Source organism: Sphingorhabdus sp. EL138 (genome assembly GCF_945862485.1).
In the GTDB taxonomy this organism is placed as follows: Bacteria; Pseudomonadota; Alphaproteobacteria; order Sphingomonadales; family Sphingomonadaceae; genus Sphingorhabdus_B.
On record NZ_CAMAYF010000013.1, the window covers coordinates 41,207 to 52,577 of the forward strand.

Here is an 11,371-nt window from a genome sequence, read left to right on the forward strand (position 1 = left end):
AGAGCGCAATGTCCATGCCTCAACCCTATCAAGGCCATTTTGACGGCACGCGGCACCTGTTTGCCGTGCGCGTCTATTTTGAAGACACCGATTTTTCGGGCGTGGTCTATCATGCGCGCTATTTGCATTTCATGGAGCGGGCGCGTTCCGATATGCTGGCATGCGTCGGCATAGACCAGCGCAAGGTGCATGCCGAAGGGCAAGGCGCATATGCCGTGACCGACATGCACATCAAATATCGCCGCGCTGCCCATTTTGACGATGCGTTAGTGATCATCAGCACAGTGGAAGCCGTCCGCGCGGCCAGTTGCGACATTCATCAAACCGTCATGCGCGGCGACCAAATACTCACCGAGGCGCGGGTCACCGCGGCCTTTGTTTCACCCGACGGCAAGGCTCGCCGACAACCTGCGCATTGGGTTGCCGCGTTCCAGCCGATACTTCATCGACCCGCAGAATAGGATATCCATGAGCCTGCTTATCGCGACCCAAAATATGGGCTTTTCACCCGTTGATTTGTTTATGGACGCCGACTTGGTGGTCAAATCAGTCATTGTCGGCCTGGCGTTGTCGAGCGTCTGGGTATGGACAATCATCATCAGCTTCACGGTCAAAATGTTAGGCATCAACCGAAAAAGCGAAGCGTTTGAACGTGAATTTTGGGGCAGCTCGGACATTGCTGCATTTTCCAAGGCACATGCCCAAAATGAATTGCCGGTGGCGAAGGTCTTCGCTGCAGGCATGGCCGAATGGCGGCTGTCAACCAAGGGCAAGCACATTGACCGCGCCGGAACGCGGGAACGGCTGGCCACGGCGATGGATGCCACCATTGCCGCGGAAACCGACCGCCTTGCCAATCGCCTGAACTTTCTCGCCACCACGGGCTCGGTCGCACCGTTCATTGGCCTGTTCGGCACGGTATGGGGCATCATGCGCAGCTTTGCCGCGATTGCAGCTGAACAAAATTCCAGCCTCGCGGTTGTCGCGCCGGGTATTGCAGAGGCGTTATTTGCCACGGCCATTGGCCTGTTTGCCGCCATTCCAGCGGTTATCGCTTATAACCGATTCTCCCACCGCCTGAACCAATATGAAGCGCGCATGGGCCGCTTTGCCGACGGCTTTCATGGCACGTTGAGCCGCGAATTGGAGCTTGAGGCGTAAACATGGCGATGAACACCTCATCTGGCAGCAGCGGCGGCGGACGCGGGCGGCGGCGGAGCGGCCGACGTGCGCCGATGGCGGACATCAACGTCACGCCCTTTGTCGACGTCATGCTCGTTCTGCTCATCATATTCATGGTCACCGCGCCCTTGTTGGTAACGGGCGTGCCCGTTGAGTTGCCGGAAAGCCGTGCCAATGCGCTCGAACAGCAGGATGAACCCATCGAAATCGCGATTGACCGCGATGGCGTGACGTTCATCGATGGCACCGAGGTCGCGCCCGCGGACCTCGCCGTTAGGCTGGACGAAATCGCCGCCGCGCAAACCCAAGACAAGCCACGCCAGATCATGCTGCGCGGCGATACCGCGATCAGCTACGGCCAAATGATGCGCGTCATGGGCGAATTAAACCGCGCGGGATTGAACAGCGTAAGCTTAGTCACCACCGGTTCATCCAACGACACCTAAGCAGATGGCAATGGATCGCGCGGAAATATTGGGATTTGGCGCTGCACTTTGCGCCCATGCCTTATTATTGGGCGTGTTCGCGCTTGGGCTAATGGCCTCTACAAAAACCCCGCCTAAGCCAGAGTCTATTTCCGTTTCCCTTGTCGGTGAAATTGCCGATGTGTCGAGCGCGCCGGATGCCATCCAAGAAGAATCTGCGCCACCTGCTGCCGGCGAGACCGCGCCAGCAGAGCCACCGCCTGCCCCGACACCCGTTATGAAGGTCGAAAAGACAGTGGAGAAGCCGCAGCCCAAGCCACTGCCTAAACCCGCGAAACCAGAAACGGCCCCCACTGTGACTAAGGCCGCAGCCAAGCCCGTAAAAACCGCTACCGCCGCTCCACCCAAAACCGTCAAAGCGCCGACAGTCAGTGGCAAAGGCACGACACCGGCCAAGCCCGGCGGCCTCAGCCGCAGCTTTGAAGACAGCATCAACAATATCGGCAAGGCCCTGGGCGCGGGTAAAGCGGTGGGCACGCCCGCCACCAAAACCGCCACCGAAGTGCGGCGCTCCGTGGGCGTTAGCATCGCTGGCCAAATCCGCGGTCGCGTGCGTGCCTGCGCGCCATCTGGTGTCGACATCAACAAAATCGAAACCTTTGTGACGCTCAGCCTTGAACCATCAGGCAGATTGGCCTCCGTGCGTTTTGATAGGCAAACTGGCATAAATGAAAGCAACCAGCCGCAGGCGGGCCTGTTGAAGGATTGCATTCTGCAAGCGGTGCGCGCAGCATCACCCTATAACGGACTTGATCCTGAATATCATGACGTTTGGAAAAACCACGCGCTGCGTTTGCGCGCGACGGGATAAAGGAATGAGATATATGTCACTCATCGCGTTCAACCGGAAACTGGCGTCTTTCCTTTTGTTATTCCTCGGCACGCAAGCTGCGATGGCGCAGACACTGCCGCCTGCAACAGATGAACCGGAATTGGTCGAATTTGACACCGCCAAAACCCGCTCCATCGCGGTCCCTGCCTTAGTCGCGCCATCGCCTGTGGACACACCCGCCGGCAACAGCGCGGCGCTTGGCCGCCAAATTGCGGAAGTTATTTCCGCCAACCTGCGCGCATCGGGCGTGTTTGAAACCCAAGGGCCAAATGGCCTGCGCGTGATTGGCTTGCCCGAAGTGACCGCGCCGCAATTTGGGTATTGGAAAGCGCGTCCGGTGGAACAACTGGTGCAAGGCTTTGTCCGCGTTGGCGGCGATGGCAATTTGACCGTTGGCTGTTATTTGTATGATGTTGGCTTTGGCAGCGAAACCACACGGCTTGGCTTTAACGTACCGCCGCGCGACTGGCGCAGGGCCGCGCATAAATGCGCCGATGCTATTTATTCACGGTTGACGGGCGAACTGCCCTTTTTCGACAGCCGCATTGCCTATATCGCCGAAAGCGGGCCTAAGAATAAGCGGATTAAGCGGTTAGCGATTATGGATTCGGATGGCGCAAACCACCGTTTCATCACCAATGGCCAATCAACCGCACTGACGCCGCGCTTCTCGCCCAACTATAAATCGATCCTGTATTTGTCCTATGTCGACGGCAACCCGCGCATTTATGTCTATGACATTGATGCCGGACGGCAGCGCCTGATTACACAGTCCAAGAGCCCGACATTTGCGCCCCGCTGGTCGCCGGATGGCCAGACGATACTATATTCAATGGCGGTTTCGGGGAATACCGACGTCTACAAGATTTCGGCGAGCGGCAACGGCACGCCTGTGAAGCTCACCAGCTCGCCCGGCATTGATGTCGGCGGCAGCTTTTCTCCCGATGGCCGTCAGATTGTCTTTGAAAGCGACCGTTCGGGCAGCCAGCAAATCTATGTGATGAACGCCGACGGCAGCAACCAACGCCGGATCAGCTTTGGCGGAGGCCGTTATGCGACGCCCGAATGGAGCCCGCGCGCGGACTTGATTGCCTTTACGCGCATCGCAGGCGACTTCCGCGTGGGTACAATGCGGCCCGATGGTTCGGGCGAGCGGCTGCTGACCAATAGCTGGCAAGATGAGGCACCGACTTGGGCGCCCAATGGCCGCGTTATCCAATTCTTCCGCACGGCCAAAGGAAGTGGAAAAACAAGCATCTGGCAAGTGGACCTAGCCGGTTCCAACGAACGCCGATTGCCCACGCCCATCGATGGTTCCGACCCAGCATGGGGACCCGTATTGCCCTAACAGCGTTTCACACACATTTATATCCCGACCGAATGTCGGGCAAAGCCCAAGGAGAAGATCATGACGAAGAATACGATCAAAATGGAAGCCCTTTTGCTGGTATCGACCGCTTTTGTTGCGGGTTGCGGCAAGAAGGAAGTCGATACCCTGCCACCTGCCGCCGAAGGCACCGATTATGGCCAGACGCCGACGGCAGACCCGAACGCTAATGGCGCTGGCCAGATCACCCCCGGCAGTCAGGAGGATTTCCTGCAACAGCTTGGCCAATATGGTGACCGCATCTTGTTTGAAACCGACCGTTTCAACATTGATGCCGAAGATCAGGCGACACTCCAGCGTCAAGCGCAGTGGTTGGCGCAATATCCCAATACCCGCATCACCGTCGAAGGCCATGCCGATGAACGCGGCACGCGCGATTACAACCTTGCTTTGGGTGAGCGCCGTGCAAACTCCGCTAAGAATTTCCTCGTGTCCATTGGCGTCGATGCCAGCCGCATTCAAACCGTCAGCTATGGCAAAGAACGGCCATCGGCCTTGGGATCAGACGAGCAGGCCTGGGCACAAAACCGCCGCGCGGTGACCGTCACCGTTCGATAAAGAACTAGCTATTAGCGATGCGTCGGTTGGCTGCCGTCAGCCGCCGACGCGCCTTCCTTTTCGTTTCCATTGTCGTTCGCCGAACGCTGGGTTCGCGTTGTCGAACGGGTGATGCGGGCTTGCAGTCTGTCGCTAGGCATGACAGCTTGTAAGATAACAAAAATGGCAGGGGGGCCAATCCGTGAAAAATTACATTAAATCTGTCTTGCTGCTGAGCGCGGCTATCCTACCGACGAGCGCATTTGCCCAAGCGCCAGCCGCTGCGGACGACAAAGCGCCGAAATGGGATGTTGCCGCGCCGCCGGGCCTAACCCTGCGGCAGATCAACATCAACACCGATGAAGGTTCGTGGATGAACCTAGACGTCAGCCCCGATGGCAAGACGATAGCGTTCGATCTGCTCGGCGATATCTACACCATTCCTGTAACGGGTGGCACGCCCACGCGCATAGCCGAAGGCCTGCCCTTTGAGACACAGCCGCGGTTTTCGCCGGACGGAAACCGCATTGCCTTTACCTCTGACCGGGGCGGCGGCGACAATATCTGGATCATGAACCGCGACGGTTCGGACAAACGGCAATTGAGCAAAGAGGATTTCCGCTTGCTCAATCAGCCAAGCTGGAGCCCCGATGGCCGCTTCATCGCCGCAAAAAAGCATTTCACCACCGGTCGTTCGCTCGGGACGGGTGAAGTCTGGCTCTACCATGTGTCCGGCGGTGCGGGCGTCTTGTTGGTAAAGCGGCCCAATGAGCAGCATCAGAAGGAACTGGGCGAGCCTATCTTTGCGCCTGATGGCAAGCACATCTATTACACGCGCAACATCACGCCGGGCCCGATTTTCCAATATGCGCAGGATTCCAACGGCCAGATTTTCGATATTGAAAGCTATAACATCGAAACCGGCAAGACCGAAACAGCGGTATCAGGCGTCGGCGGATCGGTCCGCCCAACGCCTTCACCCGATGGCCAAAAAATCGCCTTTGTCCGCCGTGAGCGGACACAGTCCAAATTATATGTGAAGGACCTCAGCACGGGCGAAGAGCGCAAGATTTACGATGCGCTGGATCAAGATGTGCAGGAAACCTGGGCTGTAACGGGCGTCTATCCCAATATGGATTGGTCGCCCGACAGCAAGACCATCTATTTCTGGGCCGGTGGCAAGATCCGCAAGGTTGATTGGCCCAGCGGCGCGTCGAGCGTCATCCCGTTCCGTATTTCGGATACGCGTGATATGATTGACCCGCCGTTGCCGCAAATTGAAGTTGCGCCGACCAGCTTCGAAACCAAAATGCCGCGTGGCCCAGTCACCGCGCCAGATGGGCGTACGGTGCTGTTTGAAACCATGGGCAAATTATGGGTCAAGTCCGCATCAGGCGGCACCGCACGGCGCCTGACCTCTGCCGATACAGGTATGGAGGCCTATCCCACTTGGTCGCGTGACGGCAAAACCATTGCGTATGTGCATTGGACCGATAAGGGCCTTGGGAATATCCACACCATCAGCGCCAGCGGCGGCACGCCCAAAAAGGCAACGGCGCAGCCCGGCCATTATGCCCGCCCGCGTTTCTCCCCCGATGGCAAGACAATCGTCTTTGAAAAGCAAGAGGGCGGCGGACTGACGTCGCCCTTGCGTTCAGACCAATCGGGCATTTACCGTATGCCGGCAACGGGCGGCGCAGCGACACGCATCACCTCGGCGGGCACCACACCGCATTTCGGTGCGTCCAACGACCGGATGTTTTACACTGAATCGGGGGCAAACAAGCGCATGCTCGTCAGCGTGGATATGAACGGCGAAGCCAAGCGCACCCATGCCAGCGGCGAGCTAACCACGATTTACGAAGTATCGCCCGACGCCAATAACTTCGCCTTCCGCCAAAATTACGAAGCCTTTGTCATGCCGCTGATGCCGGGCACGCAGGACGTGACCGCTTCAGCATCGGGCAGCGCGCTTCCCGTCGTAAAGGTCAGTAAGGGCGGCGCGGATTATATGCATTGGAGCCGCAATGGTGACGCCTTGCATTGGGCGATTGGGCCAACGCTCTATTCGGCGCAGACCAACGCCTTTTACCCCAATGGCCCATTGGCCAAGGACGCAAAGCCCGTCAAATTTGCCCCGCCGAAGGAAGGCATTTCGCTTTCCTTGTCGGTTACCTCCGACCGGCCAACAGGCATCCTTGCCTTCACCGGCGCGCGCGTTGTGACCATGGCGGACAAGAGCGGCGGTATAATCGACAATGCCGTCATCTTGGTCGAAAATGACCGGATTAAGGCCGTTGGCAAGGCAGGTGACTTCGCCATTCCGGCGGGCGCAAAGACTGTTGACGTCGCTGGCAAGACAATCATTCCCGGTCTTGTCGATGCGCATGCCCACGGCCCTTATGGCGTGGATGAAATGACCCCGCAGCAAAATTGGGTGAATATGCTCAACCTCGCCATGGGCATTACCACACGGCATGACCCATCGAGCAGCGCCGCCACCGTGTTCCCAGCGTTGGAAATGCAGCGGGCTGGCTTGTTGCTTGGGCCCCGCTCCTTCTCGACGGGCGAGATTGTCTATGGTGCCAAGGCCGCGGACGTCTACGCCGAAATCAACGGTCTGGATGATGCACTGGCGCATGTCCGCCGGTTGAAGGCGCAAGGCGCGCACAGCGTCAAAAACTACAACCAGCCGCGCCGTGAACAGCGTCAGCAGGTGGTCGCCGCCGCGCTGCAGGAGAATATGCGTTCGGTGGCCGAAGGGGGTTCGCTGTTCGGGATGGACATGAACCTGATCGCCGATGGCAACACCACCGTCGAACATAATGTCCCGCTCGACATCTTCTATGATGATGTGCTGCAATTCTTCTCCAAGTCGAAGGTGGGTTATACGCCGACGCTTGTGGTGACCTATAGCGGCCCAGCGGGTGACCCGTATTGGCGGTCACACACCGATGTGTTCCGGCATCCGTTAATGGCAAAGCATTACCCGCCGACTGAGCTTGCGGCCAATAATGCCCGCCGCGAAATTGCGCCGGAAGAGGATTATGTCGACGACAATAGCGCGCGTGAGGCACATAAGCTTGCCAAGCTGGGGGTCCCTGTCTCCATCGGCGCGCATGGCCAAGAGGCCGGCATTGCCGCGCATTGGGAGCTGTGGTCCTTCGTCCGTGGCGGCATGTCACCTGTTGAGGCGCTGGCCGCTGGTACCATCGAGTCCGCCCGCTCGCTGGGCTATGACAAGGATGTAGGCTCCATCGCCGCAGGCAAGCTTGCGGATCTCGTCATCTTGGACGCTGACCCCAGCGTGGACATCCGCAATTCAGACAAGGTCGCAAAGGTCATGATTGGTGGTCGTCTTTATGACGCCGCCACGCTGAATGAAGAGGTGACAGGAACGCGCAAGCGCATGCCTTATTATTGGGAATAAGCATTTTTAGATAACTGCAATTTTCTGGCCCGGGTGCATTTCCCGGGCTGGAATCTTTTTGGATATCAGGCGGCGTCCTTCGCCGCGCGGCGTGCGGCAAGTTCCTCCACCGATGCCGCCCGCATGAACGGGTTGGTTGCGCGCTCCAGCGCAATCGTCGTCGGCACGGTCGCCTCGCCACGGTCGCGCAAAGCAATGACATCAGCCAAACGCGCGGCGAGATCGGCATTGTCCGGCTCGACTGTCACCGCAAAACGGGCATTGCTAAGCGTATATTCATGCGCGCAATAAATCGCGGTCTCGTCGCCCAAAGCCTCCAGCTTGCGCATATTGTCATACATCTGCGCCGCGGTGCCTTCAAACAAGCGGCCACAGCCCATCGCGAATAAGGTATCGCCGACAAAGGCGGCTTGCGCGGTCGCGAAATGATAGGCGATATGCCCCGCAGTATGGGCGGGCACGTCCAGCACCGTCGCGCGCAATTCGCCCAATTGGACGACATCCCCGCCGCGCACATGCACATCCAGTGTGGATATCCGCGCGGCTTCGTCCGCAGGCCCGGTGATGACGCAGCCCGTTGCGGCCTTAATCTCAGCATTGCCGCCGACATGGTCGGGGTGCCAATGCGTGTTCCAGATTTGGGTGATTGTCCACCCACGCGCCTCGGCCGCCGCCAAAACAGGCGCCGCCACCGCCGGATCGACAACCAAGGTCTCCCCACTATGCGCCTCATGCACCAACCAGACATAATTGTCCGACAACACCGGAACCCGCAGTATCTCGAGCATGCTCACCACACCCCAACATTGGGCATGCTCGCCCATGGTTCCGCAGGCGGAAGATTACCCTCTTGCAGCAGCTCAATCGAAATACCGTCGGGGGTCCGCACAAAGGCCATATGCCCATCGCGCGGCGGGCGGTTGATTGTCACCCCTGCATCCATCAGCCGCTGGCAGGTCGCGTAAATATCATCGACGCGATAGGCCAAATGGCCGAAATTCCGTCCGCCGTCATACACTTCCGGCGCGCTGCCATCTGCCGGCGGCCAGTTATGCGTCAACTCTACCTCGGCAAGGCCTGCCTGCCCCGGTGCCGCCAAAAAGATCAGCGTGAACCGCCCTGCTTCGCTGTCAAAGCGGCGCACTTCCTCCAACCCGATCAGCTTAAAAAAAGCGACCGTTGCGTCGGGGTCCGTGACACGGATCATGCTGTGCAGATAGGAAGTGGGCATTTTCATTCCATTCACAAAAGCGCGTTATTTGCCGCAACATCATGAACCTTGGCCGCTATCCACGCAAGGGGTGGCGCGCCTATCTGGATTGCGCCTCATCCTTAGGGGCTGGTGTCGCCGCCGCTAAAGCCGCAAGTTGCGCCCTTGCCGTTGTGGCTTGGCGGCTATTGGGCGCGATCTTAATCGTCTGTTCCCATTGCTTGCGCGCGGTGTCGTCATCGCCAGCGGCAATCGCGATATTGCCCGCCTCCAACGCCACCGCAGGATCACTGGGCAGCACCGCCGCCGCAGTTTGAATGAAGGCCAGCGCATCGGGCAATTTGTTCAATCGCCGGGCCAAGGTTGCCGACAGCAACCATGCCGCACCATTTTCGGGCGCCAACTGCCGCGCGGTTGCCAAGGCGGCCTCGCCATCGGCATTTTTGCCCAAGGCCACGAACGCCCGCGCGCGGTCCACTTCGCTATCGGCGCGTTCGTTATTATCGAGAGTATTCGATGCCAGCGCCTTGCCAAGCGCATCCACGGCAATATCCGCCTGCCCCGCCGCAATCGCGGCATTGCCCGCTTGTGCCCAAAAACGCGCGGCGCGTGGGTCGCCTTTTGCTTCCGCCAAGGTCGCCGCCTCGCTCAAGATTGGCACCGCAAGATCAAATTTAAAATCGGTCGCCAGCGCAAAGCCATGGCAGGCGCGGGCCAAATAACCGCCCTTTTGCTGCGCCCATAGACTAGCGCTGGAAATTGCGGACGCGGGATCTTTGCTAGCCAGCGTCAGGCATTCTGCAAACTGCACTTCGTCCAAAGTCGGGAGCGGTTGCGCAGCGACGAGAGAGGCGGCCTGGAGAAAAAAGAGGGGAAAGAGAAGCATGGAGAATCCTAAATAAGGCCGTCACCCTGAACTTGTTTCAGGGTCCATTGACCAACCTGAACTGCCAGTCGCGTGGTACGATGGATGCTGAAACGAGTTCAGCATGACGGGTTAAATCCTAATGGACCTTGCCAACTTACCAACAACATCGATCAGCAACGCAATATCCTGATCCCGGGAAAGCCGGTGGTCGCCATCCTTGACGCATATCGTCTGCACATCGGATGAACGAAGCGCCGCTGCGAGCTTCAACGACGTTTCCCATGGCACATCGGGGTCGCATTGCCCGTGAATCAACCGCACGGGACAATCAATCGCAACCTGCCCCGCCAACCGTAAATTGGCTTGCCCCGATTGCCAAAAATCTAGGGTGATGACCATGGCGTCATAGCCATAATCGCTGGGCCGTTCGATGCGGCCCGTGGCGGCAATGATCGCGCGGTCGGCGGCATCAAAATCCCAGTCGGTAAAATCGGGTGCGGCGGCAATGCCCACCATCGCGGCGACTTGGTTCCCAAGCTTTTCGGCCACCAATAGCATAAGCCACCCGCCCATGGACGAACCAATCAAGATAAGCGGCCCAATTTTGGCCTCCGCAAGCACCGCCAAAACATCGTCGCGCCAGATATCGAGCGTGCCGTCTTCAAACCTGCCGCCGCTCTCGCCGCAGCCGGAATAATCCATCCGCAGCATGGCCACGTCGTGCGCCGCCGCCCATGCCGCGAGCGCCTGCGCCTTACCGCCCTGCATGTCCGATTTATACCCGGGCAGAAAAACCAAAGTGGGTCCGCGCCCCGGCGAATATCGATAGGCCAGTCGAACGCCATCGGCGCGCGTGGCAAATTGTGCAGCTAATTCCAACAGCGTCAAATCACCCAGTCAACGGTCAGCATCTGCGTCACATCCTGCCCCTTGGCCCGGCGTTGTTCGACCATGATCATGTTCAACCTTTTCACTGTATCACTGCCCGATGTGATGCATAGGCCAGGGATGACCGCATGGACCAAAGCCTTCATCCCGCCCCATATCATCGTAAAGCCAAAGCGGCTGGCGACGCCAAAATGTGCACCGTAACTTTCATCGACGCTTTTGGGATGATCGACAAACAGGCGGTTGAACATATTAGGCTCCTTATCGGATGCTGCGGTGGGCGATTGGCTTTCGTGTAACCCGAACCTTAGTTAAAATCAAAGCCGAAGCCCGATTTCGCTTTGCGATCTTGCGCGCATTAAGAAAAGTCGTGGGTTACGGGAGTAGGATTTCAAGGCTTCGCCATGGTCTCCGCAATGGCGTTGCCATTGCTCCGGCTGAACAAGCTTCCAATCCAGCCCTTGCCACAGCCAACAAAAAACCCGGCACTAGGCCGGGTCTTTTGTTGGTTGCGGGAGTAGGATTTGAACCTACGACCTTCAGGTTATGAGC

General features: G+C 58.4%; 12 protein-coding genes. 7 read left to right on the plus strand and 5 right to left on the minus strand.

The annotated features are described in order from the left end of the window. The first annotated feature begins 8 nt into the window (after positions 1-8). The 7 genes from Q0O33_RS07025 to Q0O33_RS07055 all read left to right on the plus strand — a co-directional run bounded on the left by Q0O33_RS07025 (position 9) and on the right by Q0O33_RS07055 (position 7,853). On the plus strand, positions 9-461 hold the full coding sequence (locus tag Q0O33_RS07025) for a YbgC/FadM family acyl-CoA thioesterase (protein WP_295497662.1): 453 nt from the start codon (positions 9-11) through the stop codon (positions 459-461). Positions 462-468: 7 nt separating this feature from the next. Beyond that, on the plus strand, positions 469-1,161 hold the full coding sequence (gene tolQ, locus Q0O33_RS07030; RefSeq protein ID WP_295497664.1) for a protein TolQ: 693 nt from the start codon (positions 469-471) through the stop codon (positions 1,159-1,161). Positions 1,162-1,163: 2 nt separating this feature from the next. Then, entirely contained in the window at positions 1,164-1,628 is a 465-nt protein-coding gene (gene tolR, locus Q0O33_RS07035) for a protein TolR (RefSeq protein WP_295497667.1), read from the plus strand. A 10-nt stretch (positions 1,629-1,638) separates the two neighbouring features. Continuing rightward, positions 1,639-2,478 (plus strand): hypothetical protein, encoded by an 840-nt coding sequence (locus Q0O33_RS07040; RefSeq protein ID WP_295497669.1) that lies wholly within the window; start codon positions 1,639-1,641, stop codon positions 2,476-2,478. Positions 2,479-2,491: 13 nt separating this feature from the next. Continuing rightward, entirely contained in the window at positions 2,492-3,847 is a 1,356-nt protein-coding gene (tolB, locus tag Q0O33_RS07045) for a Tol-Pal system beta propeller repeat protein TolB (RefSeq protein WP_295497671.1), read from the plus strand. 75 nt (positions 3,848-3,922) lie between these two features. Next, positions 3,923-4,444 carry a peptidoglycan-associated lipoprotein Pal gene (pal, locus tag Q0O33_RS07050; RefSeq protein WP_295497690.1) on the plus strand — a complete coding sequence of 174 codons (522 nt, stop codon included), beginning with the start codon at positions 3,923-3,925 and terminating at the stop codon, positions 4,442-4,444. A gap of 181 nt (positions 4,445-4,625) precedes the next feature. Then, complete coding sequence (locus tag Q0O33_RS07055; RefSeq protein ID WP_295497674.1) at positions 4,626-7,853, plus strand: amidohydrolase family protein; 3,228 nt, start codon at positions 4,626-4,628, stop codon at positions 7,851-7,853. Between the two features lie 65 nt (positions 7,854-7,918). On the opposite strand, the gene gloB is transcribed toward Q0O33_RS07055, so the two are convergent. From gloB to Q0O33_RS07080, 5 genes are all read right to left on the minus strand, one after another. Continuing rightward, positions 7,919-8,641: a hydroxyacylglutathione hydrolase gene (gene gloB / locus Q0O33_RS07060; protein WP_295497676.1), complete on the minus strand. Its 723-nt coding sequence runs from the start codon at positions 8,639-8,641 to the stop codon at positions 7,919-7,921. Positions 8,642-8,643: 2 nt separating this feature from the next. Next, a complete protein-coding gene (locus Q0O33_RS07065) occupies positions 8,644-9,084 on the minus strand; it encodes a VOC family protein (protein ID WP_295497678.1) in 441 nt (146 codons plus the stop codon). A gap of 79 nt (positions 9,085-9,163) precedes the next feature. Beyond that, the gene (locus Q0O33_RS07070) at positions 9,164-9,949 is read right to left on the minus strand and encodes a tetratricopeptide repeat protein (RefSeq protein ID WP_295497680.1); all 786 of its coding nucleotides are present in this window, start codon (positions 9,947-9,949) and stop codon (positions 9,164-9,166) included. Positions 9,950-10,060: 111 nt separating this feature from the next. Continuing rightward, complete coding sequence (locus Q0O33_RS07075; RefSeq protein ID WP_295497682.1) at positions 10,061-10,819, minus strand: alpha/beta hydrolase; 759 nt, start codon at positions 10,817-10,819, stop codon at positions 10,061-10,063. Then, on the minus strand, positions 10,816-11,070 hold the full coding sequence (locus tag Q0O33_RS07080; protein ID WP_295497684.1) for a DUF6356 family protein: 255 nt from the start codon (positions 11,068-11,070) through the stop codon (positions 10,816-10,818). The genes Q0O33_RS07075 and Q0O33_RS07080 overlap by 4 nt, the downstream gene beginning before the upstream one ends. Positions 11,071-11,371 lie beyond the last annotated feature (301 nt).

What these genes read in the sequence shown, in the direction of transcription:
- Q0O33_RS07025 (WP_295497662.1), top strand. Translation starts at nt 9, where the DNA reads ATGTCCATGCCTCAACCCTATCAAGGCCATTTTGACGGCACGCGGCAC.
- tolQ (WP_295497664.1), top strand. Translation starts at nt 469, where the DNA reads ATGAGCCTGCTTATCGCGACCCAAAATATGGGCTTTTCACCCGTTGAT.
- tolR (WP_295497667.1), top strand. Translation starts at nt 1,164, where the DNA reads ATGGCGATGAACACCTCATCTGGCAGCAGCGGCGGCGGACGCGGGCGG.
- Q0O33_RS07040 (WP_295497669.1), top strand. Translation starts at nt 1,639, where the DNA reads ATGGATCGCGCGGAAATATTGGGATTTGGCGCTGCACTTTGCGCCCAT.
- tolB (WP_295497671.1), top strand. Translation starts at nt 2,492, where the DNA reads ATGTCACTCATCGCGTTCAACCGGAAACTGGCGTCTTTCCTTTTGTTA.
- gloB (WP_295497676.1), bottom strand. Translation starts at nt 8,641, where the DNA reads ATGCTCGAGATACTGCGGGTTCCGGTGTTGTCGGACAATTATGTCTGG.
- Q0O33_RS07065 (WP_295497678.1), bottom strand. Translation starts at nt 9,084, where the DNA reads ATGCCCACTTCCTATCTGCACAGCATGATCCGTGTCACGGACCCCGAC.
- Q0O33_RS07070 (WP_295497680.1), bottom strand. Translation starts at nt 9,949, where the DNA reads ATGCTTCTCTTTCCCCTCTTTTTTCTCCAGGCCGCCTCTCTCGTCGCT.
- Q0O33_RS07080 (WP_295497684.1), bottom strand. Translation starts at nt 11,070, where the DNA reads ATGTTCAACCGCCTGTTTGTCGATCATCCCAAAAGCGTCGATGAAAGT.